The organism is Rhizobium yanglingense, assembly GCF_977109285.1.
This window is the reverse complement of sequence record NZ_CDSAWY010000004.1, coordinates 677,151-703,622: the sequence shown is the minus strand read 5'-3', so window position 1 is coordinate 703,622 and position 26,472 is coordinate 677,151. Positions and strand designations below refer to the sequence as shown.

Here is a 26,472-nt window from a genome sequence, read left to right as displayed (position 1 = left end):
GCGGACATGATTCCTGTCACGACGTTTGCAGGAAAGAAGGTCGCGCTATTCGGGCTTGGCGGGTCCGGATTTGCAACGGCCCGCGCGCTCATTTTGGGCGGCGCCCATGTCACGGCCTGGGACGACAATCCGGACAGTGTCACCAAGGCGGCCGCCGAGGAAATCCATACCGCGGACCTGCGAAGCATCGATTGGAGCGTTCAGTCGCTCCTCGTTCTGTCGCCGGGTGTGCCGCTCACGCATCCGAAACCGCATTGGACGGTCGATCTCGCCCGTGCCGCCGGTGTCGATATCGTTGGCGATGTCGAACTCTTCGTGCGCGAGCGCCGGGCACATGCGCCGGATTGCCCGTTCATCGCCATCACAGGCACGAACGGCAAGTCGACGACGACCGCGCTGATTGCCCATATCCTGAAATCCAGCGGCCGCGACACGCAGCTTGGCGGCAACATCGGAACGGCCGTGCTGACGCTCGATGCGCCGAAAGCCGGACGCTACTATGTCGTCGAGTGCTCCTCCTACCAGATTGATCTGGCGCCGACGCTGAATCCCTCTGCTGGCATCCTGCTCAACCTGACACCTGATCATCTCGATCGTCACGGCACGATACAGCACTATGCCAGCATCAAGGAGCGCCTGGTTGCCGGCAGCGGCACCGCTATCGTTGGCGTCGATGACAGTCATTGCGAAATGATCGCTGATCGCCTCGAGCGGGCAGGAACGAAGGTCGTCCGCATTTCGCGCCGACATCCGCTGGCCGATGGAATCTATGCCGAGGGTACGAAGCTCATACGGGCTTCTTCGGCTGCGGCTCTGCCGCTTGCCGATCTCGACGGCATCCAGACGCTACGCGGCGGCCACAATGCGCAGAATGCCGCTGCGGCGGTCGCCGCCTGCCTTGCCGTCGGCGTTTCGGCCGAAGAGATTCGCACCGGGCTTGCCTCCTTTCCCGGCCTCAAACATCGCATGCAGCCGGTCGGGACACGCGGCAACGTCGTCTTCGTCAACGATTCGAAGGCGACTAACGCAGACGCCGCAGCGCCCGCGCTTTCCAGCTACGATCGCATCTACTGGATCGCCGGTGGTCTGCCGAAGGCGGGAGGCATCATGACGCTTGCACCGTTCTTCCCGCGCATCGCCAAGGCTTATCTGATCGGCGAAGCGGCGGCGGAATTTGCCGCGACGCTCGGCGAGGCGGTGCCCTACGAGATTTCGGGGACGCTGGAACGCGCGGTTGCCCATGCCGCGGCCGATGCGGAAAAAGATGGCACTGGTCCATCCGCGGTGATGTTATCCCCGGCTTGCGCAAGCTTCGACCAGTACAAGAACTTCGAAGTCAGGGGCGATGCATTTGTCAGCCATGTGGCAGCGCTCGACGGAGTAACTATGCTGGTCGATTCGGCAACAGGAGATAAATGACATGGTGAGCCGTGCGGAACGTGGGCCTTTGGCCGATTGGTTTTGGACCATCGACCGCTTTTTTCTGGCGATGTTCATCTTCCTGATGGGCGTCGGCTTCATGCTCTCCTTTGCGGCCTCGCCCGCGGTTGCCGAGCGCATCGGGCTCGAGCCGTTCCATTTTGTGAAGCGCCACGCGGCTTTCATGATCCCCTCGATCGCCGTCATGATCGGGCTTTCCTTTCTGACGCCGCGGCAGGTGCGACGGACCGCCATCCTACTGCTTGTCATCTCACTCGCCATGATGGTCCTGGCACTTTTTTTCGGCATCGAGGTCAAAGGCTCCCGACGCTGGGTGACGCTTGCCGGCATCTCGGTCCAGCCGTCGGAATTCATGAAGCCCGCCTTCGTCGTCGTCTGTGCTTGGCTCTTTGCAGAGCATGCGCGTCAGCCGGAAATCCCGGGCAACCTCTTTGCGATCATCCTCTTCGGGATGGTCGCGGCTCTGCTGGTCGCCCAACCTGACCTTGGCCAGACGATCCTGACGACGGCCGTGTGGGGTGGCATGTTCTTCATGGCGGGCATGCCCTGGATATGGATCATCCTGCTCGGTGCCGGCGGTGCTGGCGGGCTGCTCAGCGCCTATTACGTCTTCCCGCACGTGGCGGGGCGAATAGACAAATTCATGACCGGCGAGGGCGACACGTTCCAGATCGACACTGCGCGCGAGGCCATCATCCGTGGCGACTGGTTTGGCAAAGGACCGGGCGAGGGCATCGTCAAGCGCATCATCCCGGACGCGCATACCGACTTCATCTTCTCGGTCGCCGCCGAGGAATTCGGCATCATCTTCTGCATCGCGCTCGTTCTGCTCTTCACAGTCCTTGTTTTGAGGGGGCTATCGCACGCATATAAGGAGAAGAACGACTTCAACCGGTTTGCCGTCGCGGGGCTCGTGCTCCAGATGGGCATCCAGTCGATCATCAATATCGGCGTCAATCTCGAGCTGCTTCCGGCAAAAGGCATGACGCTGCCGCTGATTTCCTACGGCGGTTCGTCCATGGTCGCGATCTGCGTGACCGCCGGTTTTATTCTCGCACTGACGCGCCATCGCCCGGAAAAACGTGCACAGGAGCGGAGTCTCTTCCGCGTGCCGCACGGAATGCCGGCGGAGTAAAGAATGCCCGTGCCGTCTAAATTGCCCCCCACCCTAGCCCACTGCCCGCTTGCCGGTAGAGGGGACGTGCCCCAAGCGACGGTGAGGGGTCTTAAGAAGTTGCGGCATGCGTTCTTCTCTCCGTCAAAACGGGGAGAAGGTGCCGCCAGGCGGATGAGGGGCGGCTCCCTGGTTGAAAGGCGAACCTACCGATGAGCAAAGGTATCATCCTGCTCGCCGCCGGGGGCACCGGCGGCCACCTGTTTCCAGCAGAGGCTTTGGCATATGAGCTGAAGGCGCGCGGTTATTCCGTGCATCTCGTGACGGACAGCCGTGCCGAGCGCTTTGCCGGCAAATTCCCCGCGGATGAAATCCACGTCGTGCCGTCGGCGACGATCGGCTCGAAGAACCCGGTCGCAGTCGCGCGTTCGCTGTGGACGCTGTGGACCGGAATGCGTGCCGCCAAGAAACTGATCCAGCGGCTGAAGCCTGCGGTCGTCGTTGGTTTCGGCGGCTATCCGACCGTGCCGCCGCTGCTTGCCGCCACGCGCCTCGGCGTGCCGTCGATGATCCACGAACAGAACGCCGTGATGGGCCGCGCCAACAAGGCGCTGGCGCAACGCGTGCAGGCGATCGCCGGCGGTTTCCTGCCGGAGAGTGGCGGCGCTTATTCCGACAAGACCGTGACGACCGGCAATCCGGTGCGTCCGGCGATCATCGAAGCGGCGAAGGTGCCATACAAGCCTTCCCATGCCGGAGAGCCCTTCAATCTCGTCGTCTTCGGCGGCAGCCAGGGGGCGCAATATTTCTCCAAGGCGATGCCGACGGCGATCAGCCTGCTTGACGACGAGTTGCGTGCGCGGTTGCGCATCACCCAGCAGGTGCGCCCCGAAGACATGGAAATGGTGAGCGGCTGTGTGGCCAGGCTTGAGATGGGGGCGGATATCGCGCCGTTCTTCACCGATATGGCGGAGCGCCTTGCAAATGCGCATCTGGTGATCTGCCGCTCGGGCGCCTCGACCGTTTCGGAAATTTCGGTCATTGGCCGTCCGGCCGTGCTTGTTCCTTATCCGCATGCACTTGATCACGATCAGGCGGCGAACGCCGCAGCCCTTGCCGCGACCGGTGGCGCGAAGGTCATCGCACAATCGGAGCTCTCGCCGGAGAAGATCGCTTCGATCCTGACTCATGTGATGAACGACCCGGAAAAGCTCGCCCGGATGGCGGCAGCCGCAAAGCAGGCCGGGAAACCGGACGCTGCGAACTTGCTTGCCGGCATGGTTGAGGCTATTGCCGCCGGACGTACAATTGCACAGTTCAAGGGGACACAGTCATGAAAATGCCGAAGGCGATCGGCCTCGTCCATTTCATCGGCATCGGCGGGATCGGCATGAGCGGTATCGCCGAGGTGCTGCATAATCTCGGCCACCGCGTGCGGGGATCGGACCAGGCCGACAGCGCCAACGTGCAACGCCTGCGTGACAAGGGCATCGAAGTCTTCGTCGGCCACAAGGCGGAAAACCTGGGTGATGCTGAAGTTGTGGTCGTCTCGACCGCCATCAAGAAGGACAATCCGGAGCTTGCCGCTGCGCGCGAGAAGCTGCTGCCGGTCGTGCGCCGCGCCGAAATGCTCGCCGAACTGATGCGCTTCCGCAATTCAATCGCCATCGGTGGCACGCATGGAAAAACGACGACGACATCGCTCGTCGCCACGCTGCTCGACGCAGGCGGGCTTGATCCGACCGTCATCAACGGCGGCATCATCAATGCCTACGGCACGAATGCACGCATGGGCGAGGGCGAGTGGATGGTTGTCGAGGCCGACGAGTCGGACGGCACATTTCTGAAGCTGCCCGCTGACGTCGCGGTGGTGACCAACATCGATCCGGAACATCTCGACCACTACGGCAATTTCGACGCCGTGCGCGCCGCCTTTCGGCAGTTCGTCGAGAACGTGCCCTTCTACGGCTTCGGCGTCATGTGCCTCGATCATCCGGAGGTCCAGGCTCTCGTCGGCCGCATCGAAGACCGTAAGGTCATTACCTATGGTGAAAATCCGCAGGCCGACGTGCGCTTCATGAATGTGCGCATCGACGGTGCACGGTCGATCTTCGACGTCGAAATCCGCCGCCGCCGCACGGGACAGGTCATCAGGCTCGACAATCTCGTGATGCCGATGCCCGGCCGACATAACATTTCGAATGCGACGGCAGCGATTGCGGTCGCCAACCGCCTCGGCATTTCGAGCGCCGACATCGCCAAGGGCCTCGCTTCCTTCGGCGGCGTCAAGCGCCGCTTTACGCTGACCGGCGAATGGAACGGCGTGCAGATCTTCTGATGACTACGGCCATCATCCGGTCGAGATCAAGGCCGTGCTGAAGGCCGCGCGCGAAGCCTGCAAGGGCCGCGTCATCACCGTTCATCAGCCGCATCGCTACACGCGCCTTTCCAGCCTGTTCGAAGAGTTTGCCGCCTGTTTCAACGATGCCGACAGCATTTTCCTTGCTCCGGTCTATGCCGCGGGCGAAGATCCGATCGAAGGCGTGGATTCCGAGGCACTCGTTTCCCGCATCAAAGCGGGTGGCCATCGCGACGCGCGCTTCCTCGCTCACCAGGAGCTTTTGCCTGAAATGGTCGCGGAGATTGCAAAGCCCGGCGATTTTGTGGTTCTCTTAGGGGCTGGGAATATAACTTACTGGGCAGTCGCGCTGCCCAAGCAACTGGAAGGTCTTTCGGGAAAGTCTGCATGAAACAGGTGAATGGGGAAAAGCTTCTCGAGTCTCTCGGAGAAGGTGTGAAGGATATCCGGGGCCGTATCACGCCGGATGCCCCCATGGACCGTGTTACCTGGTTCCATGCTGGCGGTCTTGCCGAGCTGATGTTCCAGCCGCACGACGAGGCAGACCTTATCGCATTCCTGAAAATCCTGCCGGAAGAGGTGCCGCTGACGGTCGTGGGCGTCGGTTCGAACATTCTCGTGCGCGATGGCGGCATTCCGGGCGTCGTCTTGCGGCTTTCTGCCAAGGGCTTCGGTTCGGTCGAGCTTGCGGGCGACAACCGCATTCTCGCCGGTGCAATCTGCCCGGACAAGCATGTGGCCGCGATGGCGATGGACAACGGCATCGGCGGCCTCCATTTCTTCTATGGCATTCCGGGCAGCATCGGCGGTGCGGCGCGCATGAACGCCGGCGCCAATGGCAGCGAGACCCGCGATCGCTTGATCGAGGTCAATGCCATCGACCGCAAGGGCAACAAGCTCGTGCTGTCGAATGCAGACATGGGATATTCCTACCGTCATTCCACGGCCTCATCTGATCTCATCTTCACCTCCGTGCTTTTCGAGGGCTATCCGGAGGACCGGGCGAAGATCCGCGCCGACATGGACGCGGTGCGCAATCACCGCGAGACCGTGCAGCCGATCCGTGAGAAGACCGGTGGTTCGACCTTCAAGAATCCCGAAGGTTATTCGGCCTGGACGCTGATCGACGAAGCGGGCTGCCGGGGTCTCGTCATCGGCGGCGCGCAGATGTCGTCGCTTCATTGCAATTTCATGATCAATATGGGGCAGGCGACGGGCTACGATCTCGAATATCTCGGCGAGCAGGTTCGCCGTGAAGTCTTCGAAAATTCCGGCGTCAAGCTCGAATGGGAAATCAAGCGCCTCGGCGTCTTCATGCCGGGCCGCGAGGTGCGCCCGTTCCAGGGTGTGACCAGCGAATAGGCGTTTTTTATCTATCCAGAACGGCCAGTTGATTGGCAGTAATGAAAAGGCCGCGACGGGAAACCGCCGCGGCCTTTGATTGATCTGGAGGCAGTCTCGATCAGACTTCGTCGCGGCCGGATGCCAGGATTGAAATCAGCGTGATCAAGGCAGCAAGGCCGAGATAGTAGCCGACATAAAGCATGCCGTAGTTCGTCTGCAGCCAGGTGGCGATATAGGGGGCCAGCGAGGCGCCGAAGATGCCGGCAAGATTGAAGGTGATCGACGAGCCGGTGTAGCGCACTGCGGTCGGGAAGGGGGCCGCCAGCGCCGTACCGATCAGGCCGTATGTCATGCCCATGAGTGCCATGGCGACAATCGCGAAGACGACGATGCTGCCTTCACCGCCGGTCATCAGGCCGGGCAGGAAGAACGAGAAGATACCGATCAGGATGGTAGTAAGGATCAGCACTTCGCGGCGTCCGAATCTTTCAGCGAGCCTGCCGGCGGCGGGGATGAAGATGCCGAAGGCGACCGAGCCGACAATCTGGATTTCCAGCGCGTCCAGGAAGGGAATTTTCAGAACCTTGACGTTGTAGGAGAGCAGATAGGCCGAGCCGATGTAGAAGAGCACGAAGGTCGCGAGCGCCACGAAGGTGCCGAGGAACAAGCTGCGTTTGTGCTTGCGGAACAGTTCCGCAACCGGCACGGCAACACGCTCATGCTTGTCGATTGCCTTCTGGAAGGCCGGTGTTTCAGTGATCGAAAGACGAACCCACAGGCCGATGACGATCAGGACGATCGAGGCGATGAATGGAACGCGCCAGCCCCAGCTCAAAAGCGCGTCCTGCGAGATGACCTGCAGCAGCAGCCAGAAGACGCCGGAGGAGAGGAAAAGGCCGACGGGTGCGCCGAGCTGCGGGAACATGCCGTACCAGCTCCGCTTGCCTTCCGGCGCATTCTCGGTTGCGAGGAGAACAGCGCCACCCCATTCGCCGCCGAGGCCGAAGCCCTGGCCGAACCGGCACAATGCGAGCAGCAGCGGCGCCACGATGCCGATCGATCCGTAGGAGGGCAGCAGGCCGATAACGACCGTAGAAATACCCATGGTCAGGAGGGCGGCGACCAGCGTCGTCTTGCGACCGATCTTGTCGCCGAAATGACCGAAGACAACGGCGCCGAGTGGACGGGCGAAGAAGGCGATCGAGAAGGTGGCAAAGGAAGCGAGAAGGGCGGTGGTCGGATCGTTGTTGGGGAAGAACAGCGTCGGGAAGACCAGGACGGCTGCCGTCGCATAGACATAAAAATCAAAGAATTCGATCGTGGTGCCGACAAGGCTCGCGATCAGAACGCGCGCCGGGGAATTGACTTGCGCACTGTTCGATGAAGCGGAGGTCGGCGATACGGGAGATATCGCGTCAGACATTTTTATTCCATTCGGGAGTTATAAAGAGCGCCCTTAGAAAGGGTCGAAGGGCTCTTAACGCAATTTTAATTCCGCGCAAACGCCGAATGGGCAAGAAAGTGATGAAATCCGATGCCGCCGCACCGCGATGATTTTCGTCTCGCGTATTGTGATCGACCGCGTGATAAACGCTACCTGAAATCGAGTGGATTGACGGGAATCAGTTTTAGGCGACTTCCTTGTTCGGTCTCTGATTGAGATTGAAGGAAGAAATATGCAGAAAAGCCCTATTGCAGAGTTTTTGGGGACGTTCTGACTGGTCTTTGGCGGATGCGGCAGTGCCGTTCTTGCTGCAGCCTTTCCGGACCGTGCTGACGATAGCTTACGCCGTGGGCGGCGTTTCGGGAGGCCATTTCAATCCGGCCGTTTCCGTCGGCCTTGCGGTCGCCGGCCGATTCCCGGCGGGACGCCTCGTTCCTTATGTCGTCGTGCAGGTGATCGGTGCCATTGCGGCCGCCGCTCTCCTCTATCTCGTTGCGAGCGGCAAGGCCGGCTTTGAATTGGGAGGCTTTGCCTCCAACGGCTATGGAGAGCATTCTCCCGGCGGCTATTCGCTGACTTCGGCATTGGTCATCGAAGTCGCTCTGATGCTTGTCTTCCTGATCGTCATTTTGGGCTCCACGCATGGCAGGGCGCCCGCTGGCTTTGCGCCACTGGCGATCGGCCTGGCGCTGACGCTGATCCACCTGATCTCGATCCCGGTGACGAACATATCCGTCAATTTCGCCCGCTCGACAGGCCAGGCTCTCTTTGTCGGCGGCTGGGCCCTGCAGCAGCTTTGGCTCTTCTGGCTGGCGCCGATCGCCGGCGGTGCGCTTGGCGGGCTTGTCTGGAAACTGCTCGACAAGGACGACTGAGGGCGGCCTTCGCTGCCTGTCCGGGCGAATCCGCAGTAGAATCATCTGTGCGGGTTTTTTCATGCTGTGAGCGAACTTCAGCATGTCGCCGCAACGCGCTGATTTCGAGTCGGAAACATGCAGGCCGAGTGGGGTTCGTGAGGGGTGGAAACCTCTCGGGAAGGCACCCGGTTAATAAAAGTAAACACTTCATTAACCATAATGTTGTCATATCGCTCCCATGTCTGAAGCGAAGCGGATTCGCGGGCAAGCTTGGTGCAAGCCTCGAAAATCAGGCTGAGGTTTATTTTGGGGGTACGTATGAGTCGCAAGCATGTCGCTGTCCTGATGGGCGGATTTTCCTCGGAGCGGCCGGTGAGCCTGTCTTCGGGAACGGCTTGCGCGGATGCTCTCGAGGGCGAGGGCTTCCAGGTTACGCGGATCGATGTCGATCGCGATATTTCCTCGAAGCTGGCGGCGCTTCGTCCCGATGTCGCCTTCAATGCGCTGCATGGCCCCTTCGGCGAGGATGGCACCATCCAGGGCATCCTCGAATATCTCGAAATTCCCTACACGCATTCCGGCGTTCTTGCCTCTGCGCTGGCGATGGACAAGGGCAAGGCCAAGGGGGTTGCAGCGGCGGCCGGCGTCCCTGTGGCGCAATCGGAAGTCATCAATCGCTTCGCCTTTCCGGCCGAACATCCAATGAAGCCGCCCTATGTCGTGAAACCTGTCCGGGAGGGCTCCAGCTTCGGTGTCGTGATCGTTCAGGAGGATCAGGCCCATCCGCCGCAGATCATCAGTTCGCCGGAGTGGCGCTATGGCGAAGAGGTCATCGTCGAGCGGTATGTCTATGGCCGCGAACTGACGTGCGGTGTCATGGGCGACAAGACTCTCGGTGTGACCGAAGTGGTGCCGCAGGGTCACAACTTCTATGACTATGATGCCAAGTATGCAGCGGGCGGCTCAAAACACGTCATCCCGGCGAAAATTTCACCGAATATTTACCAAAAAATACAAACATTGGCGTTAAGGGCGCATCAAGCAATTGGTTGTCGTGGGGTCAGTCGGTCCGACTTCCGTTACGACGACCGGTTCTCCGAAGATGGTGAAGTTATCTGGCTGGAAGTGAATACCCAGCCGGGCATGACGCCAACCTCCCTTGTGCCCGAAATGGCCGGTCATGCCGGTTATTCCTTTGGTGAATTCTTGCGTTGGATGGTGGAGGACGCCTCTTGTTCTCGTTGACGGTCAAAAGGATAGGGCGCCCAAGCCGCCAATCGAGCATCGCTCTTGCTGAGGGCGATGGGCGGATGGTTCTCCCGCGTCCGCTGCGCCGTGCGGTGCGCTTCCTCGTCAGTCTCGGAACTGGCCGTATCTACATTCCTGCGCATACCGGGACGATTTCTGCCCTTGCATTCTTCGCGGCGACCGGTCTCTACGGCATGTCGCTCGGCGGCCATACGGAAACAGTCGCGCAGGCGGCGACGACGGCTGCCGGTTTCGCCATCGAGGATGTGAAGGTTTCCGGCAATTCCGAAACCTCCGAAATCGAAATCTTTGAACTTCTTGGTCTCGACGGAACGACGTCGCTGGTGGCGCTCGATGTCGATGCTGCGCGCCGGAAGATCGTCAAGCTTCCGTGGGTCGAAAGCGTCGAGGTCAGGAAGATTTATCCGAAGACGATCGAGGTCAAGCTCAAGGAGCGCCAGGCCTATGCGATCTGGCAGCACGGGCAGGAGCTTTCGCTGATCGAAAGGAATGGCAGCGTCATTGCGCCGCTTCGCGACAACAAGTTTTCGACGTTGCCGCTCGTTGTCGGCCGAGATGCAGAAAGTGCTGCCGCTTCGCTCGAAGGCGAGTTTTCGAAGTGGCCGGACATCAAGTCGCGCGTGAAGGCTTACGTCTGGGTCTCCGGCCGCCGCTGGGACCTGCACATGGATAACGGCGTGGTGGTGAAGCTGCCGTCCGACGATGTCGATCAGGCGCTCGCCAGGCTGTCGAAATTCAACAAGGAACAGGATCTTCTGGCGCGCGACATCGCAGCGGTCGATCTCAGGCTGGTGGACAGGACCGCGATCCAACTGACCCCGGAGGCCATTGCGCGCCGGCAGGTCGTTCTCGATCAGCGGACCAAGGATTTGAAGAAGGCGGGGCAGAATATATGAGCTTGTTCGGTTCGTCCCATTTCGGATTGCCGCGCCTGAAGCCGCTGTCGTCGAAGCGGTCGCATATCGTTTCGGTCCTCGACATCGGATCGACCAAGGTCGTTTGCATGATCGGCCGCCTGACGCCCCGCGAAGAGAGCGAGATTCTTCCGGGCCGTACGCACGACATCGAAATCATCGGCATCGGCCACCAGCGCTCCCGCGGCATCAAGACCGGCGTCATCGCCGATCTCGATGCGCTCGAAGGCGTCATCCGACTTGCCGTCGATGCGGCCGAGCGTATGGCGGGCCTTACCGTCGAAAGCCTGATTGTCAATCTGACGGCCGGCCGTCTGGGCAGCGACATCTACACGGCGACGATTGATCTGGGCGGCCAGGAAGTCGAACTCAACGATCTCAAGAAGGTGCTTGCAGCCGCCTGCCAGCAGTCGCTGCGCCAGGATCGCGCCGTGCTGCACTCTCTCGCGACCGGCTTCTCGCTCGATGGCGAACGCGGTATCCGCGACCCGCTGGCGATGTATGGCGATGTGCTTGGCGTCGACATGCATGTCGTGACCGCCGAACGTGCCGCATTGAAGAACCTCGAGCTCAGCGTCAATCGCGCGCATCTCTCCGTCGAGGGCATCGTTGCGACACCTTACGCCTCCGGGCTGGCGGCTCTCGTCGACGACGAGGTCGAGCTCGGCTGCTGCGCGATCGATATGGGCGGCGGCGCGACGACGATCTCGGTCTTTGCCGAAGGCAAACTCGTCCATACGGATGCCGTCGGTCTTGGGGGCCTTCACGTCACGACCGATCTGGCGCGCGGCCTTTCGACCCGCATCGAAGACGCGGAGCGCCTGAAAGTGGTTCACGCTTCGGCATTCTCGAACTCCTCCGACGAGCGCGAGCTCATCTCGATCCCGCCGATCGGGGAAGACGAGCGCGATCAGCCGACGCAGGTGCCGCGCGCGCTCGTTTCGCGCATCGTCGGTGCACGCATCGAGGAAACGATGGAATTGATCCGCGACCGGATCCAGCGCTCGGGCTTCAGCCCGATCGTCGGAAAGCGCGTCGTGCTGACGGGCGGCGCAAGCCAGTTGACCGGTCTTGCGGAAGTGGCGCGGCGCATCCTGGCGCGCAACGTCCGCATCGGCCGTCCGATGGGCGTCTCGGGTCTGCCGACGGCAGCCAAGGGACCGGCGTTTTCGACGGCGGTCGGACTGATGATCTATCCGCAGGTCGCGGACATGGAAACACATGCGTCACAGAGCGGTCTGCTCATGTCGCTTGGGGGTAATAACAGCCGCATCGCCCGGATGGGCCAGTGGCTGAAAGAAAGCTTCTGAAATTGAGTGAATTGGCCGGCGTGGCGATGCGGCCATAAAGAGAAGGAACAGGTACCATGACTATCAAGCTGCAAAAGCCGGATATCACTGAGCTGAAGCCGCGTATCACCGTGTTCGGTGTCGGCGGCGGCGGCGGCAATGCTGTCAACAACATGATCTCCGCCGGTCTCCAGGGCGTCGACTTCGTCGTTGCCAATACGGATGCCCAGGCGCTGACCATGACGAAGGCCGAACGCATCATCCAGCTCGGCGCCAACGTCACCGAGGGTCTCGGTGCCGGATCGCAGCCGGAAGTCGGGCGCGCAGCCGCCGAAGAGTGCATCGATGAGATCATCGATCACCTCAACGGCACGCATATGTGCTTCGTCACCGCCGGCATGGGCGGCGGCACAGGCACGGGTGCCGCCCCGGTCGTCGCGCAGGCCGCCCGCAACAAGGGCATCCTGACCGTCGGCGTCGTCACCAAGCCGTTCCACTTCGAAGGCGGCCGCCGCATGCGTCTTGCCGAATCCGGCATCGAGGAACTGCAGAAGTCGGTCGATACGCTGATCGTCATTCCGAACCAGAACCTCTTCCGTATCGCAAACGACAAGACGACCTTCGCCGATGCTTTCGCCATGGCCGACCAGGTTCTCTATTCGGGCGTTGCCTGCATCACCGATCTGATGGTGAAGGAAGGTCTCATCAACCTCGATTTCGCCGACGTCCGCTCGGTCATGCGCGAAATGGGCCGCGCGATGATGGGCACCGGCGAAGCATCCGGCCAGGGCCGCGCGATGCAGGCTGCCGAAGCTGCAATCGCCAACCCGCTGCTCGATGAAACCTCGATGAAGGGTGCTCAGGGCCTCCTGATCTCCATCACCGGCGGCCGCGACCTGACGCTCTTCGAAGTCGACGAGGCTGCGACCCGCATTCGCGAAGAAGTCGATCCGGATGCCAACATCATCCTCGGCGCGACCTTCGACGAATTGCTCGAAGGCATCATCCGCGTTTCTGTCGTTGCGACCGGTATCGACCGTGCGATGAACGAAGCTGCTGCCAAGAACTTCCAGCCTGCCGCCAAGCCGACTATCCGTCCTTCCGCGGCCGTTGCTCCGGCACCGGCCGCAGTTCAGCCTGCGCCAGTCATGCAGGCACCGAAGCCGGCCGATCCGATCGCGCAGACCATCCGCATGGCGGAAGCCGAGATGGAACGCGAGCTCGAAATCCCGGCTCCGCGGCCTGCAGCTCCGGTTCAGCAGCCTGTTGCTCAGGACGCGTTCCGTCCGCAGAGCCGCATCTTCGCAGCCGCTCAAGAAGCTCCGGCCGCTCGTCCGGCTCCGGTGCAGCCCGCGCCGGCACCCGTTATGAGCCAGCCGGCGCCGCAGCCGGTCATGCAGCAGCAGCCGGTTCGCCAGGAACCTGCCATGCAGCAGCCGGTCCGCATGCCGAAGGTCGAGGACTTCCCGCCGGTCGTTCAGGCCGAGATCGATCACCGCGCCCAGCCAGCTGCCGCACAGGCGCATGAGGAGCGCGGCCCGATGGGCCTGCTGAAGCGAATCACCAATTCGCTCGGCCGCCGCGAAGAGGAAGTCGCTCCCGAGATGACGGCAGCGCCTGCCGCCGCTTCGCAGCAGCGCCGCCCGCTTTCGCCCGAGGCGAGCCTTTATGCGCCACGCCGCGGCAATCTCGACGACCAGGGCCGCAGTGTTCCGCAGGCCCGCATGATGCAGGAAGACGACCAGCTTGAGATTCCTGCCTTCTTGCGCCGCCAGTCGAACTGAGCGGCCACAGAATCGCCACGCATGCGCCCGGGATCACGGTTCCGGGCGCAGCTGTTTCAAGGCGTCATATAAGGTGATGATTCCTAAATCATTTCAAGCGGATGGTTTCGTAACAAAGCGAAACGAACAGTGATTTGGATTGGAGCCCGGCCGCACGTATGTATGACGTCATGGGACCGTGCCTTGCCGCCTTCATGGCGACAATTCGGCGGTGGGCAAATTAGGTTGGCGGTTGGTTTTCGGTGCTTTTGGCGCTACGGACCGTAAATGCAATAAAGGCAGAATTTTATGGTTATTGGCATGCTTGGCTTCCAGACGACGGTTTCGCGCCCGGTGACGCTTTCGGGCACCGGCGTCCATTCCGGCGCGGAAGTCACCATTACTTTCAATCCGGCTGAAGTCGATACTGGCGTCGTTTTCCATCGCATGCATGCCGACGGCAGCGTCACCGAGCTGCGTGCCGTCTCCGCTCAGGTCGGCAGCACCGATCTCTGCACCGTCCTTGGCTTTTCCCCGGCGCATTCGGTTGCGACGATCGAACATGTCATGGCAGCGCTCTACGCGCTCGGCCTCGATAACGTCGTGATCGAGGTTTATGGCGCCGAAATGCCGATCATGGACGGCAGTTCGGCACCCTTTATCGAGGCGATCGAGCAGATTGGCCTCGTTTCGCTCGGCGTGAAGCGCCGCTATATCCGCATCACCAAGCCGGTTCGCATCGAGCATGGCGGCTCCTGGAGCGAGTTCCGTCCGTATGACGGCACGCGCTTCGAAGTCGAGATCGATTTCGAATGCCCGCTGATCGGCCATCAGAAATGGGAAGGAAATCTGACGGCAGCGACCTTCAAGTCCGAACTGTCGCGGGCGCGCACCTTCGGCTTCATGCGTGACGTGGAGCGTCTCTGGGCCTCCGGCCATGCGCTCGGCTCGTCGCTTGAGAATTCAGTCGTCATCTCCGACGACAATACGGTCATCAACGTCGAGGGCCTGCGCTACGCAAAGGATGAGTTCGTGCGTCACAAGGCGCTCGATGCTGTCGGCGACCTGGCGCTTGCCGGCGCTCCCTTCATCGGCTGCTACCGCTCTTATCGCGGTGGTCACAAGATGAATGCCAATGCTTTGAAGGCGCTGCTCAGCGACACGACTGCCTATGAAGTTGTCGAGACTTCTGCTGCGCGCCCGCGCGTTACACCCCGCGATTTTGTCGCCGTTAACGCTCCCGGATTCGCCCCCTGGTCGGCATGACCTCCACACCAAATTTCAGGCCAGGGCCGCCTCCTTCGGGAGGCGGTTTTTTTATGTACTTCCGTAAGCCGATAACTGTTCTGCCGCATATGCTTAGGAGCAACAGGTCCGATTAAAGTCAAAAACAGGGATATTCTGACGCTTGCTGCCACAAAAATGCGTTAATGGCTCATCATTGCGTTGCTCTGGCCACCCATTTGTGGCTAGAAACGCCGGCGAGGTGTGGCTGCCGCAGGGTGGGGTAGCGGCAGTTGGGATTCTTCTATGGATTATGCAAGGTCTGAAGGTATGATGAAGACAGCGCGCGCTTTGCTCGCATCGCTCGTGATTTTGAGTGCAGGCGCCTTGATTTCCGGTTGCCAGTCGGACCCTGATATCGACATCACCAAGCTCGGCCTTAACAGCGATCCGCCGGACGTCCTCTACAATCAGGCGCTTGCCAACATGAAGGCCGGCAACATGGCCGAAGCCGCGCGCAAGTTCGACGTGATCGACCGCGAAAACCCGTTCTCCGAATGGGCGCGCAAGGCTCTCGTGATGAGCACCTTCGTGAAGTACCGCCAAGGCAAGATCGACGACGCCCTCGCATCGGGCAACCGCTATATGGCGCAATATCCGAAGTCTGAAGATGCGGCATATGTTCAGTATCTGATCGGCCTCAGCTATTCGAAGCAGATTTCCGACGTGACGCAGGATCAGCGGGCTTCCTCCAAGACCATCGAAGCCATGCAGGCCGTCATCGACAACTATCCGGACTCCGAATATGTCGACGATGCGCAGGCCAAGATCCGCTACGCCCGCGACCAGCTCGCCGGCAAGGAAATGCAGGTCGGCCGTTATTATCTCGAGCGCAAGGAATATCTTGCAGCCGTCTCCCGCTTCCGTATCGTGGTTGAGAAGTATCCGAACACGAATCAGATCGAGGAAGCGCTGGCGCGTCTCGTCGAGGCCTATTACGCGATGGGAATCGTCGAAGAAGCCCAGACGGCAGCTGCCGTTCTCGGTCACAACTATCCGGATAGCCAGTGGTATGCCGATTCCTTCAAGCTGCTGCAGTCGGGCGGTGCGGAGCCTCGGGAGAACAAGGGCTCCTGGATTTCCGCAGCCGGCAGGAAGCTGCTGCTCGGCTCGTGAGGCCTGACACGCAATGCTGATCCAGCTTTCGATCCGCGATATCGTTCTGATCGAGCGGCTGGATCTTGCCTTCGAAACCGGGCTCTCGGTTCTGACCGGCGAAACCGGTGCCGGCAAATCCATTCTCCTCGACAGTCTGTCCCTGGCGCTTGGCGGGCGCGGCGACGGCGACCTCGTGCGCCACGGCGAGGACAGAGGGCAGGTGACGGCCGTCTTCGACGTGCCGATGGATCACGGTGTCCGCCAGCTTCTGCGCGAGAACGGGATCGATGACGAGGGCGACCTCATCTTCCGGCGCCAGCAATCGGCCGACGGCCGCACCAAGGCCTATGTCAACGATCAGCCGGTCAGCGTGCAGTTGATGCGCCAGGCCGGGCAGATGCTCGTCGAAATCCACGGCCAGCACGATGACCGTGCGCTTATCGATACGCATGGCCACCGGCTTCTGCTCGATGCATTCGCCGGCATCAACGAGGATGCGGCGGCGGTCTCCGAGCTTTACCGCATCTGGCGCGACGCGGAGCGGACGCTGAAAAAGCATCGCGAGAAGGTGGAGAACGCGGCCCGCGAAGCCGACTATCTCCGGTCCTCCGTCGACGAGTTGGAAAAACTCACGCCGCAGGACGGCGAGGAGGAGGAGCTTGCCGACCGCCGCCAGAAGATGATGAAAGCGCAACGCATTGCAGGCGACATCGCCGAGGCCTCCGAGTTTTTGAACGGCAATGCCTCTCCGGTGCCGCATATCGCCTCGCTGGTGCGCCGCCTGGAGCGCAAGAGCCACGAGGCGCCTGGACTGCTGGAAGACACGGTGGCGCTGCTCGATGCGGCTCTGGACCAGCTTTCCAACGCGCAGATGGAAGTGGAGGCAGCACTCCGAAAGACGGAATACGATCCGAAGGAACTGGAGCGCGTCGAGGAGCGACTCTTTGCGCTCCGCGCCGCGTCCCGCAAATATTCCGTGCCTGTGACCGAGCTTCCGGCGCTTGCCGTGCGGATGATCGCCGACCTTGCCGATCTCGATGCCGGCGAGGAGAAGCTGGTGAAGCTCGAAGCCGAGGTGGGTATTGCCAAGGCGAATTACGATGCCGCGGCTCGATCGCTTTCGGACAAGCGTCACCACGCAGGCGAAGCGCTCGCCGCCGCCGTCATGGCGGAACTGCCGGCGCTCAAGCTGGAGCGTGCGCGCTTCATGGTCGAGATGACGACCGACGCGGCAGACGCAACGGCCGAAGGCATCGATGTCGTCGAGTTTCACGTTCAGACGAACCCAGGGACGCGTCCGGGCTCGATCATGAAGGTGGCATCGGGCGGCGAGCTTTCGCGCTTCCTGCTTGCTCTGAAAGTGGCGCTTGCCGATCGCGGTTCGGCGCCGACGCTCGTCTTTGACGAAATCGACACCGGTGTCGGTGGTGCCGTTGCCGATGCGATCGGCCAGCGACTGAAGCGGCTCTCCGACCGCGTGCAGGTTCTCTCGGTCACCCATGCCCCGCAGGTCGCCGCGCGTGCAGCAACGCACCTGCTTATCTCCAAGGGACCGGTTTCCGACGGCTCCGAAAAGATTGCCACGCGCGTCGCGACGATGGTGCACAAGGACCGCACGGAAGAAATCGCCCGCATGCTTGCTGGAGCCTCCGTGACCGAAGAGGCGAGGGCGGCTGCGGCTCGGCTGTTGGCGGGAAATGGTTAGGCATAAGGTCATGCCGTGGGATTGATCTTCACCCCAATCTCTCTCCGTTTTGACGGGAGAGGGGACGTGCTTCACTCAAGCGCACGTTCTGCTGAAACGGCGCGGGCATATACCTTCTCCCCGTCAGAACGGGGTGAAGGTGCCGGCAGGCGGAAGAAGGGCCGCCTCATCCACCTCTCTTTCAATCCATAGTTTTTGCTCTAAAACGATTCCAGATTCTCTGGAGTGATCCCGTATGCCGACCGAGTCCGTTGCAGTTGAAGACCTGACGATCGATGATGCCGCCACCGAGCTCGCGCGGCTGGCGAAAGAGGTTGCCCATCACGACGCGCTCTATCATGGCAAGGATCAGCCGGAGATTTCGGACGCCGATTACGATGCGCTGAAGCGGCGCAACGATGCGATCGAGGCGCGGTTTCCGGAGCTGATCCGCGAAGACAGCCCGTCGCGCCGCGTCGGCGCTGCACCTTCGGTGACCTTTGCGCCGGTCGTCCATGCGCGCCCGATGCTGTCGCTTGACAATACGTTCTCCCAGGAGGACGTGCAGGATTTTGTGGCCGGCGTCTATCGCTTCCTCGGGCGGCTGCCGAACCAGTCGATCGCCTTTACCGCCGAACCGAAGATCGATGGGCTCTCCATGTCGATCCGTTACGAGAACGGCAGGCTGGTGACGGCCGCAACGCGCGGCGACGGCACGACGGGCGAGAACGTCACGGCCAATATCCGCACCATCAAGGAGATTCCGAACGAACTGCCGAAGGGGGTGCCGGCCGTCGTGGAAGTGCGCGGTGAAGTCTACATGGCAAAGAGCGACTTTATGGCGCTCAACAAGCAGATGGAGGCCGAGGGAAAGCAGACCTACGTCAACCCGCGCAATACGGCAGCCGGATCGCTGCGCCAGCTCGACGCGAAGGTGACGGCAAGCCGCAAGCTGAAATTTTTTGCCTACGCCTGGGGCGAAATGTCCGACATGCCGGCCGACACGCAATTCGACATGGTACAGCTCTTCAGGGACTGGGGCTTTCCGGTCAATCCGCTGATGAAGCGGCTGAATTCTGTGGCCGATATCCTTGCCCATTACGACGAGATCGGCCTGAAGCGCCCCGACCTCGACTACGATATCGACGGCGTCGTCTATAAGGTCGACAGCCTTGAACTGCAGCAGCGCCTTGGCTTCCGCTCGCGCAGCCCGCGCTGGGCGACGGCGCATAAATTCCCGGCGGAACAGGCCTTCACCACCGTCGAGAAGATCGAGATTCAGGTGGGGCGTACCGGCGCATTGACGCCTGTTGCGCGGCTTACGCCCGTCACCGTCGGCGGTGTGGTAGTGACTAACGCGACGCTTCACAACGAGGATTACATCAAGGGTCTCGGAAATTCCGGTGAGCCCATTCGCGACGAGGAGCACGATATCCGGGTCGGTGATACCGTGATCGTGCAGCGGGCCGGCGACGTCATCCCGCAAGTGCTCGATGTCGTCATGGAAAAGCGGCCGGCGGACGCGGTGCCCTACGAGTTTCCGAAGCGCTGCCCGGTCTGCGGTTCGCATGCGGTGCGCGAAAGAAACGAGAAATCCGGAAAGCTCGATTCGGTCACGCGCTGCACCGGTGGCTTCGTGTGCCGGGCGCAGGCAACCGAGCATCTCAAGCATTTTGTCTCGCGCAATGCCTTCGATATCGAGGGCCTGGGATCGAAGCAGATCGACTTCTTCTTCGAGAGCGACGAGGAGGCACTGAGGATCCGCACGGCGCCGGATATCTTCACGCTGGAGCGGCGCCAGCAGAATTCGTTGACGAAGCTCGAAAATATCGAAGGCTTCGGCAAGGTCAGCGTCGGCAAGCTTTATGCGGCGATCAACGAACGGCGCAGCATCGCGCTTCACCGCTTCATCTACGCGTTGGGTATTCGCCATGTCGGCGAGACGACGGCGAAGCTGCTGGCGCGCTCCTACGGCAGCTACGAGGCTTTTGCCGCGGCGATGAAGGAGGCCGCGCCACTCACTGGCGATGCCTGGAACGACCTGAACGCCATCGAAGGCATCGGTGAGATAGTCGCCCGCGCGATCGTGGAGTTCTACAAGGAGCCGCGCAATGTCGAGGTAATCTCGGCACTGCTTTCGGAAGTGACGCCGCAGGAGGCGGAGCAGCCGGTCACCTCCGGCAGCCCGGTTTCCGGCAAGACGGTGGTCTTCACCGGCTCGCTCGAGAAGTTCACCCGCGACGAAGCCAAAGCCAAAGCCGAGAAGTCTGGCGCAAAGGTCGCCGGATCGGTCTCCAAGAAGACCGATATCGTCGTCGCCGGACCCGGTGCGGGCTCGAAGCTCGACAAGGCGCGCGAGCTGGGCGTCCAGACCATGGATGAGGACGAGTGGCTGGCGCTGATCCGTGGATAAGCTCACTTGAGGAGCGGCATCCTCAGGCGAAGGTGCCTTTAGGCGTTTGGTATTCAATCGTCAGCAAGGCGAACCGGACGGGACCGTCAGATATCAAGAGACATTCGGCATCACCGTCGATCTCGTTGGCTATCACAGGGTGATCTTCGACATCGGGCGGCAAAATACCGGTTGATCGTGCATGTCGCGCATAGTTATGGCCGTGGGCTGATCAAGTTTGTCGGGACGCATGCTGAATGTGACAGGATCGATCCGCAGATTGTGTAACGGCCATCGGGCCGATTGGAAATGATGCTGATCTCGCTTGGGCGATTGGCGAAATCACACCGTATTTCGGTGCGCCTCTTGCAACCGGCTGCGCGGAGGCGGAACGAGCCGATGTGCTTTCCGATCTGATCGAAGCCTGCGAACCGGCACTTTCCGGCGGCCGAAGTGGAGCCGGTCGACCTTCCTTATACCTTCATGGACATGCGGGCCGCACGCAGGCTGACCTCGGCGATGTTCTTGGATCCCGTTCCCGGGCCTTCGAGATTCTCCGCCGCAAGCGCGCGCTTACGGTGGAAATGATCGTTAAGCTCAACGAGGCATGGGCCATTCCGGCCGATTGCCTCGTAAAGCCTTACAAGCTGGCCGCGGCTTGGAGCGGCTTGAGGCGCACCCGCGCCATCGCATAAGCGTCGACATACTCCCCGGCACGGAAGGCAAAGGCCTTGAGCAGGCCTTCCTCTTCGAAGCCGAATCTTCTGTAGAGGGCGATCGCGGCCCCGTTGTCGGTGTACACCGATAGTTCCAGTCGTTTTATGTTCAGCCAGTTGTCGGCCATGTCGATGAGTTCGGCGAGCAATGCACTGCCGATGCCCTTGCCGGTGAAATCGTCGTGGACCCCCATGCCGATGCTGGCTGCATGGCTGCGCCGCCCCAGATAACGCATCATGCCTGCGTCACCGACGATCCGGTCGTTCAATTCCGCAACAAGGTTGACCTGGCCAGGGCCGGCGTTTTCGAAGCGTTTGCGGGTTTCGTCGACGGTTTGATAGGGCAGGCGCAGGGTGCCGAAGCGGAAGCCTGGCAGGTTGATGAGCGCCGTCACTGCCTCGATATCGGAGGCGCGCAACGCCCGAATGGTCAAGCCTGCCATCGTGGGCGGACGTTCGGATGGATTGTTTTCTAACGCTTCCAAAATGCTCTCCTTGAATTTGAAGGAGGAGAGCAGACTTCAAAAACCCTGCTCACCTCGGCAGGGCTTTCGGGACTGATCGGACGGCTAACGTGCCAATGCTGCCCCGCACCCTGCATGGGTCGTGGTCATATGGATGGCCGTGGGAATGATGTTCGATCTGATCATCAGCAAAAAGTCGTTGATCCCTTCGCTAAAGTCAACCTGCGGCATTTGCCTGGCTGAAGCCGCGCGATAAGCCTGTTGTTGACGGCAGAATCGCGGAGCAGCCTTGAAGACCATCGCCATCGATTTCGAAACGGCCAATGAGCAGCGCGGCAGCGCCTGTTCGGTCGGGCTTGCCTGGATCGATGAGGGCAGGGTCACTCGTGTCGAGGAACGGCTGATCCGGCCGAAGGATATGCGTTTTTCCGGGATGAATATCGCAATCCACGGCATCCGGCCCGAGCATGTGGAAGATGCGCCGGAATTTCCGGACGTCATGGAGGAGTTCCACGATGATTTCCGGGGCGCGACGATGATCGCGCACAATGCCGCCTTCGATTTCAGCGTCTGGCGCGCTTCGCTCGACCTTTATCGCCAGTCCTATCCGGAACTCAGTTATCTCTGCAGCCTCAAGATGGCGCAGCGCATCTGGCCGCAGTTCCTCTCGCACAGATTGAACGTGATCGCCGAGCATCTCGGCCTGCGCTTTTCCCACCACAATGCCGCGGAGGATGCTGCCGTCTGCGCCCATGCGGCGATCGAGATGGCAAGGGCCGTCAAGGCCGCTGCGGTGCATGCCATTCCCGCGGCAATCGGCATGACACCCGGCAGGCTCACCGCAAACGGCTACGAGCCCTGCACCTGCCGCAAGGCATAGCCAGCTTTCTTGTTTTGGCGGTGGCCGTACTTATCTAGTGAAGCGGATCATTCACGGAGCCGCCATGTCCACGTTGCGCAAGCTTGTTCTTTCTGCCGCTTTGGTTGCCACGCTTGGCGCAGGCGTTGCGTCTGCCGAGGTCGTCGGCAAGGTCGGCGTCGACTGGATCGGCAACGATATCATCGTCGATGCCATCGCCGATCCGGAGGTGAAGGGCGTGACCTGCCACGTCACTTATTTCGACCGCAGCGTGATCGACCGGGTGAAAAACGGCAACTGGTTCGAGGATCCCTCGAACAATTCGATCGCCTGCCGCCAGACGGGACCGATCGAAATCGGTGACATCAATCTCTCGAGAGATGGCGACGAGGTGTTCAAAGCGGGCATGTCGCTCATCTGGAAGAAGCTGGTCGTTAACCGCATCTACGACAAGACCAACGACACGCTGATCTATCTCGCACATTCGCGCGAGCTGACAGATGGCTCAGCGAAGATGTCGATCTCGACGATCCCGCTCTATGGCCAGAACGTCACCTGGAAGAACGGCAAGCCGCAATAACGAAAAGGCCCGGTTTTTGCCGGGCCCCTGATTTGAGCGGAAGGCTGTTTAAGCAGCCTGTGCCAGTTCGTCGGCGATGACAGTGTCGAGGTTCAGGAAGCAGACCATGGTCTTTTCCAGCGCCACGATGCCGCGGCAGAAGGCGCGCTGGGCTTCCGGGATGATTTCCGGCGGCGGCTGAAGGTCTTCGCTCTTGATGGTCATCATGTCGGAAACCTGCTCGACGAGGAGGCCGACGAGCTTGCCGGCGATGTCGGTGACGATGATGGCGGAGCGCTCCGACGGCTCCGTCATCTTCATGCCGAGACGGCAGGCCATGTCGATGACCGGGATCACTGCACCGCGAAGGTTGATGAGGCCGAGCACGTAGGGCGGCGTATGCGGCATTGGCGTCACCGGCGCCCATCCGCGGATTTCGCGGATCGCCATGATGTCGATGCAGAATTCCTGTTCGGCGAGATGAAAGGAAACGATTTCGAGATGGGAACCGGCCTGTGAAATGATGGCGCTTGTCATGATCAGAGTTCTTCCCAGTTGTCTCCGGCCGGAGCGGCCACGGCTTTGGCGGCGGCGCCGCCACTGAATGCGCCCGCGACTTTGCCAATCAGGCTCCGTGCGGGTGAAGGTTTCGGATGCGAGGCGGCGGTTGCTTCTCGCGGCGCGTGACGGGCGTTCATGCCCTCGCCGGTCTTGAACTGCTTACCCAGCGGATCGGATTTCGGCGTCCGTGGCTGATGGCAGTGTTGATGTCGGTCAGTCCAACGGATTTTTCGCTCGCAGAGGTTACGATTGATTTAACGTGCACCGCCGATGCGCAAACATCTGCCAAAGCGGAGGGTGAGGCAATTAATCACGGGCAGGAAAACGGGATGTTGAATTGCGTGCGTGGCGCCGAAGAGCTATCAGGCGGGCAGTCGCGGGCCGCGCCGTCCGCTTGCTTTCAGGGGTCGCAGACATGAAGAATTTCCGTGTTGCTGTTTGGGTGGCCGTCATCATCGTCGCGGCGGTGCTCGGATGGCTGACGCTGAACATCACGAAGACGAGGGATATGCCGCTCGCCGAGGGGCCGTTCGGCGTTCCGTTCACGCTCGTTTCCCAAAGCGGCGAGCCGATCACCGAGCAGGCGTTGCGCGGCAAGCCGACCGCGGTGTTCTTCGGCTTCACGCATTGCCCCGAGGTTTGCCCGACGACGCTCTTCGAGCTCAATGGCTGGATGGAGAAAGTCGATCCGGCGGGCGACAAGATACAGGCCTACTTCGTCACGGTCGATCCGGAGCGCGATACGCCGGAAATCATGAACCAGTATGTCTCGAACGTTTCGAAGCGCATCACCGGCATCTCCGGTTCGCCGGAGAAGGTTGCCGACGTCATCAAGGGCTTCCGCGTCTACGCCAAGAAGGTGCCCGTCGATGAGAAGGATCCGAATGGTGAATATACGATGGATCACACGGCATCCGTCTTCCTCCTTGATTCCGAGGGCCGTTTCGCCGGCACGATCGCCTATGGCGAAAACCCGGACACGGCGGTAAAGAAGCTGGAGAATTTGATCAGCAAGGGATGAAACCATGGGGGCCGGGCATCGCAACATCCTGATCGCCGGTGCCGGCACGACGGGTCTTGCGGCAGCAATCGAGCTCGCCCGGCGAGGCTTTCGCCCGCGCATCATCGACAGCGATGTAGGCCCGGTGCCGCTTTCGGAAAGCCGGGCGCTCGGCATCAATGCGCGCACGCTTACCTTGCTTTCGCCTTCCCGGGCCGCTGACGCAATCCAGCAGGAGGCCTATCGGATCGATCGCTTTCGGGTACGGTCGGGCAAGAAAGTGCTTTTCGAGATCGATCCTTCCAAAATCGACGGCCGCTTTCCGGCAATCCAGGTGCTTGCGCAGGGCCATACGGAACGGCTGATGCTCGGCAAGCTTTCCGACTATGAAGTCGAGCCTGAATGGCAGACGGTGCTTGAAAGCGTCACCGGCACGATGGACCGGCCGCATGTGACGCTGCGCCGCGCAGATGGCTGCCGGGAGGAAATCGACCTCGATATCCTGATCGGTGCCGATGGCGCACATTCCACCGTGCGCAAGGCTGCAGGCCTCGGCTTCCCGGGCGAGGCGATCGAAGAGGCCTTCTATCTTGCGGACTACCGCTATCCGCAGCCGATCGATCCGCGTTACGTCGAAATCAGCCTGTTCAATCCTGGCATCGTCGGCCGGATTCCCGTTTCCGGCGATTCGGTGCGTTACCTCTCGACGCTTCCGGATTTCGAGAGCCGCATCGCCCATCCGGTGCCTGGCGGCGAATTGGTGTGGGCCGCGAATTTCCGCATCCATTTCCGGCATGTCGAGCGCATGTCGAAGGGTAACGTCTTCCTCGCTGGTGATGCGGCTCATATCCATTCGCCGGCGGGCGCCCGTGGCATGAATCTCGGCATCGAGGATGCCTGCTGGCTCGCCTATCTGATATCGGAAGGCAGGGAACAGGACTATGCGGACCTTCGAATGCCGGCGGTCAAAACGGTCTTGAAGCAGACCTATGGGCTAACGAGGCTGGTGACCATGCATCATCCGGTTGCGACCGGCCTTCGCAATTTTTTCGCACCGCTGCTGATCCGCGTTCCGGGCTTTGCCAGGCGGTTTCTTCGCAGCGTTGCCGGTTATGACACGCCGCCGCCGGTCTGGATCGACGGCGCGCAATAGAAATAGGAAAAGTTCGAGTGAGTGAAATTCGCCTGTATGTGACGACGGCCGAAAAGAAGGCCGGGCAGGTTCTCGATCTTCTGACCGACGTTTTCGGTGAAGAGGACTTCGCGATTGCGACGACCGAGATCGATGAGAAGAAGGATATCTGGGAAGCCTCCGTCTATATGATGAGGGAGGACGAGGACGAGGTTCGCCTTCGCGTCGAGGAGGCGCTTAAGGCGCCGTTCCCCGACCTGAAGGTCGAGCGCGAAATCATTCCCGATATCGATTGGGTGGCGAAATCCCTTGAAGGCCTGAAGCCTGTCCGGGCAGGGCGCTTCCTCGTGCATGGCTCCCACGACCGCGGCAAGGTCCGCCCCGGCGATATCGGTATCGAGATCGATGCGGGGCAGGCTTTCGGCACCGGCCATCATGGCACGACGGCCGGCTGCCTGGAGGTGATCGACGGCGTGTTGCGTTCGCGGCCGGTCGGCAATGCGCTGGACCTCGGCACGGGCAGCGGCGTCCTGGCGATTGCGGTGCGCAAGCTCAAGAATATCCCGGTTCTGGCAACCGACATCGACCCGATCGCCACGCGTGTCGCGGCCGAAAACGTGCGGCGGAACGGCATTGCCTCGGGGATCGTTGCGAAGACTGCGTCAGGCTTTCATTCGACGGCCTTTACGGAACACGGGCCGTTCGACCTCATCATCGCCAATATTCTGGCGCGGCCGCTGATCAAGATGGCGCCGAAGCTGGCCGAGCACCTGGCGCCTTCCGGTTCGGTGATCCTGTCCGGCATCCTCGCAGAACAGCGCTGGAAGGTGCTTTCGGCCTATAATGGCGCGAAGCTCCGCCACGTCCGCACCATCTGGCGAAACGGCTGGGTGACGATCCATCTCGACCGTCCGTAAGCTACCGGCAAAA

General features: G+C 61.1%; 20 protein-coding genes and 4 pseudogenes. 20 read left to right on the top strand and 4 right to left on the bottom strand.

Features of this window, described 5'->3' with window-relative positions; all coding sequences use genetic code 11:
• Positions 1 to 6 precede the first annotated feature (6 nt).
• The 5 genes and pseudogenes from murD (at position 7) to murB (ending at position 6,275) form a co-directional block, all read left to right on the top strand.
• Positions 7 to 1,419 (top strand): UDP-N-acetylmuramoyl-L-alanine--D-glutamate ligase, encoded by a 1,413-nt coding sequence (gene murD, locus ACW4PC_RS08480; RefSeq protein WP_455873474.1) that lies wholly within the window; start codon positions 7 to 9, stop codon positions 1,417 to 1,419.
• Between the two features lies 1 nt (position 1,420).
• Positions 1,421 to 2,575 carry a putative lipid II flippase FtsW gene (gene ftsW, locus ACW4PC_RS08475; RefSeq protein WP_039845350.1) on the top strand — a complete coding sequence of 385 codons (1,155 nt, stop codon included), beginning with the start codon at positions 1,421 to 1,423 and terminating at the stop codon, positions 2,573 to 2,575.
• A 191-nt stretch (positions 2,576 to 2,766) separates the two neighbouring features.
• Positions 2,767 to 3,891, top strand: coding sequence for an undecaprenyldiphospho-muramoylpentapeptide beta-N-acetylglucosaminyltransferase (gene murG / locus ACW4PC_RS08470; RefSeq protein ID WP_455873473.1), 1,125 nt, complete (start codon positions 2,767 to 2,769; stop codon positions 3,889 to 3,891).
• Positions 3,888 to 5,304, top strand: a pseudogene (gene murC / locus ACW4PC_RS08465) (UDP-N-acetylmuramate--L-alanine ligase). Before murG ends, murC begins: the two are co-directional and overlap by 4 nt.
• Positions 5,301 to 6,275 (top strand): UDP-N-acetylmuramate dehydrogenase, encoded by a 975-nt coding sequence (gene murB, locus ACW4PC_RS08460; RefSeq protein WP_455873472.1) that lies wholly within the window; start codon positions 5,301 to 5,303, stop codon positions 6,273 to 6,275. Before murC ends, murB begins: the two are co-directional and overlap by 4 nt.
• Positions 6,276 to 6,375: 100 nt before the next feature.
• Here murB and ACW4PC_RS08455 read toward each other — a convergent pair whose 3' ends face one another.
• Positions 6,376 to 7,680: an MFS transporter gene (locus ACW4PC_RS08455; RefSeq protein WP_455873471.1), complete on the bottom strand. Its 1,305-nt coding sequence runs from the start codon at positions 7,678 to 7,680 to the stop codon at positions 6,376 to 6,378.
• A 295-nt stretch (positions 7,681 to 7,975) separates the two neighbouring features.
• On the opposite strand from ACW4PC_RS08455, the pseudogene aqpZ reads away from it, so the two are divergent.
• From aqpZ to ACW4PC_RS08405, 10 genes and pseudogenes are all read left to right on the top strand, one after another.
• Positions 7,976 to 8,576: pseudogene (gene aqpZ, locus ACW4PC_RS08450) on the top strand (aquaporin Z).
• Positions 8,577 to 8,876: 300 nt separating this feature from the next.
• Complete coding sequence (locus tag ACW4PC_RS08445) at positions 8,877 to 9,803, top strand: D-alanine--D-alanine ligase (protein ID WP_455873645.1); 927 nt, start codon at positions 8,877 to 8,879, stop codon at positions 9,801 to 9,803.
• A complete protein-coding gene (locus ACW4PC_RS08440) occupies positions 9,791 to 10,723 on the top strand; it encodes a cell division protein FtsQ/DivIB (protein ID WP_455873470.1) in 933 nt (310 codons plus the stop codon). Before ACW4PC_RS08445 ends, ACW4PC_RS08440 begins: the two co-directional genes overlap by 13 nt.
• On the top strand, positions 10,720 to 12,051 hold the full coding sequence (gene ftsA / locus ACW4PC_RS08435) for a cell division protein FtsA (RefSeq protein WP_022714376.1): 1,332 nt from the start codon (positions 10,720 to 10,722) through the stop codon (positions 12,049 to 12,051). Before ACW4PC_RS08440 ends, ftsA begins: the two co-directional genes overlap by 4 nt.
• A 56-nt stretch (positions 12,052 to 12,107) precedes the next feature.
• On the top strand, positions 12,108 to 13,814 hold the full coding sequence (gene ftsZ / locus ACW4PC_RS08430; protein WP_455873469.1) for a cell division protein FtsZ: 1,707 nt from the start codon (positions 12,108 to 12,110) through the stop codon (positions 13,812 to 13,814).
• Positions 13,815 to 14,102: 288 nt separating this feature from the next.
• Positions 14,103 to 15,059 (top strand): UDP-3-O-acyl-N-acetylglucosamine deacetylase, encoded by a 957-nt coding sequence (lpxC, locus tag ACW4PC_RS08425; protein ID WP_455873468.1) that lies wholly within the window; start codon positions 14,103 to 14,105, stop codon positions 15,057 to 15,059.
• Between the two features lie 264 nt (positions 15,060 to 15,323).
• Positions 15,324 to 16,193: an outer membrane protein assembly factor BamD gene (locus ACW4PC_RS08420; RefSeq protein ID WP_455873467.1), complete on the top strand. Its 870-nt coding sequence runs from the start codon at positions 15,324 to 15,326 to the stop codon at positions 16,191 to 16,193.
• A gap of 13 nt (positions 16,194 to 16,206) precedes the next feature.
• Positions 16,207 to 17,880: a DNA repair protein RecN gene (recN, locus tag ACW4PC_RS08415; RefSeq protein WP_455873466.1), complete on the top strand. Its 1,674-nt coding sequence runs from the start codon at positions 16,207 to 16,209 to the stop codon at positions 17,878 to 17,880.
• Between the two features lie 235 nt (positions 17,881 to 18,115).
• Entirely contained in the window at positions 18,116 to 20,272 is a 2,157-nt protein-coding gene (ligA, locus tag ACW4PC_RS08410) for an NAD-dependent DNA ligase LigA (protein WP_455873465.1), read from the top strand.
• Positions 20,269 to 20,539, top strand: a pseudogene (locus ACW4PC_RS08405) (type II toxin-antitoxin system HigB family toxin). The gene ligA and the pseudogene ACW4PC_RS08405 overlap by 4 nt, the downstream one beginning before the upstream one ends.
• Positions 20,540 to 20,891: 352 nt before the next feature.
• Here the strand turns inward: ACW4PC_RS08405 and ACW4PC_RS08400 are convergent.
• Complete coding sequence (locus ACW4PC_RS08400; protein ID WP_455873644.1) at positions 20,892 to 21,455, bottom strand: GNAT family N-acetyltransferase; 564 nt, start codon at positions 21,453 to 21,455, stop codon at positions 20,892 to 20,894.
• A gap of 265 nt (positions 21,456 to 21,720) precedes the next feature.
• On the opposite strand from ACW4PC_RS08400, the gene ACW4PC_RS08395 reads away from it, so the two are divergent.
• Positions 21,721 to 22,311 carry a 3'-5' exonuclease gene (locus ACW4PC_RS08395; RefSeq protein WP_455873464.1) on the top strand — a complete coding sequence of 197 codons (591 nt, stop codon included), beginning with the start codon at positions 21,721 to 21,723 and terminating at the stop codon, positions 22,309 to 22,311.
• Positions 22,312 to 22,375: 64 nt separating this feature from the next.
• Entirely contained in the window at positions 22,376 to 22,870 is a 495-nt protein-coding gene (locus ACW4PC_RS08390; protein WP_455873463.1) for a CreA family protein, read from the top strand.
• A gap of 48 nt (positions 22,871 to 22,918) precedes the next feature.
• Here the strand turns inward: ACW4PC_RS08390 and ACW4PC_RS08385 are convergent, their stop codons facing one another.
• Together ACW4PC_RS08385 and ACW4PC_RS08380 are read right to left on the bottom strand one after the other, a co-directional pair.
• Entirely contained in the window at positions 22,919 to 23,386 is a 468-nt protein-coding gene (locus tag ACW4PC_RS08385) for a chemotaxis protein CheW (RefSeq protein ID WP_455873462.1), read from the bottom strand.
• A gap of 2 nt (positions 23,387 to 23,388) precedes the next feature.
• Positions 23,389 to 23,693: pseudogene (locus tag ACW4PC_RS08380) on the bottom strand (methyl-accepting chemotaxis protein); the annotation flags it as partial.
• A 132-nt stretch (positions 23,694 to 23,825) separates the two neighbouring features.
• Between ACW4PC_RS08380 and ACW4PC_RS08375 the strand changes: the two are divergent.
• Genes ACW4PC_RS08375 through ACW4PC_RS08365 form a run of 3 tightly spaced genes read left to right on the top strand, consistent with a single transcriptional unit; the run spans position 23,826 to position 26,459 of the window.
• A complete protein-coding gene (locus ACW4PC_RS08375; RefSeq protein WP_455873461.1) occupies positions 23,826 to 24,431 on the top strand; it encodes an SCO family protein in 606 nt (201 codons plus the stop codon).
• A gap of 4 nt (positions 24,432 to 24,435) precedes the next feature.
• On the top strand, positions 24,436 to 25,563 hold the full coding sequence (locus tag ACW4PC_RS08370) for an FAD-dependent oxidoreductase (protein ID WP_455873460.1): 1,128 nt from the start codon (positions 24,436 to 24,438) through the stop codon (positions 25,561 to 25,563).
• A 17-nt stretch (positions 25,564 to 25,580) separates the two neighbouring features.
• Entirely contained in the window at positions 25,581 to 26,459 is an 879-nt protein-coding gene (locus tag ACW4PC_RS08365) for a 50S ribosomal protein L11 methyltransferase (RefSeq protein WP_455873459.1), read from the top strand.
• Positions 26,460 to 26,472: the final 13 nt, after the last annotated feature.

Excerpts from the sequence above, each read along its gene's own strand:
- murB (WP_455873472.1), top strand. The coding sequence starts at position 5,301 with ATGAAACAGGTGAATGGGGAAAAGCTTCTCGAGTCTCTCGGAGAAGGT.
- ftsZ (WP_455873469.1), top strand. The coding sequence starts at position 12,108 with ATGACTATCAAGCTGCAAAAGCCGGATATCACTGAGCTGAAGCCGCGT.
- ACW4PC_RS08385 (WP_455873462.1), bottom strand. The coding sequence starts at position 23,386 with ATGACAAGCGCCATCATTTCACAGGCCGGTTCCCATCTCGAAATCGTT.
- murG (WP_455873473.1), top strand. The coding sequence starts at position 2,767 with ATGAGCAAAGGTATCATCCTGCTCGCCGCCGGGGGCACCGGCGGCCAC.
- ACW4PC_RS08420 (WP_455873467.1), top strand. The coding sequence starts at position 15,324 with ATGGATTATGCAAGGTCTGAAGGTATGATGAAGACAGCGCGCGCTTTG.
- ftsA (WP_022714376.1), top strand. The coding sequence starts at position 10,720 with ATGAGCTTGTTCGGTTCGTCCCATTTCGGATTGCCGCGCCTGAAGCCG.
- ACW4PC_RS08370 (WP_455873460.1), top strand. The coding sequence starts at position 24,436 with ATGGGGGCCGGGCATCGCAACATCCTGATCGCCGGTGCCGGCACGACG.
- recN (WP_455873466.1), top strand. The coding sequence starts at position 16,207 with ATGCTGATCCAGCTTTCGATCCGCGATATCGTTCTGATCGAGCGGCTG.
- ACW4PC_RS08445 (WP_455873645.1), top strand. The coding sequence starts at position 8,877 with ATGAGTCGCAAGCATGTCGCTGTCCTGATGGGCGGATTTTCCTCGGAG.
- ACW4PC_RS08390 (WP_455873463.1), top strand. The coding sequence starts at position 22,376 with ATGTCCACGTTGCGCAAGCTTGTTCTTTCTGCCGCTTTGGTTGCCACG.
- ACW4PC_RS08375 (WP_455873461.1), top strand. The coding sequence starts at position 23,826 with ATGAAGAATTTCCGTGTTGCTGTTTGGGTGGCCGTCATCATCGTCGCG.
- ACW4PC_RS08455 (WP_455873471.1), bottom strand. The coding sequence starts at position 7,680 with ATGTCTGACGCGATATCTCCCGTATCGCCGACCTCCGCTTCATCGAAC.
- murD (WP_455873474.1), top strand. The coding sequence starts at position 7 with ATGATTCCTGTCACGACGTTTGCAGGAAAGAAGGTCGCGCTATTCGGG.
- ligA (WP_455873465.1), top strand. The coding sequence starts at position 18,116 with ATGCCGACCGAGTCCGTTGCAGTTGAAGACCTGACGATCGATGATGCC.
- ftsW (WP_039845350.1), top strand. The coding sequence starts at position 1,421 with ATGGTGAGCCGTGCGGAACGTGGGCCTTTGGCCGATTGGTTTTGGACC.
- lpxC (WP_455873468.1), top strand. The coding sequence starts at position 14,103 with ATGGTTATTGGCATGCTTGGCTTCCAGACGACGGTTTCGCGCCCGGTG.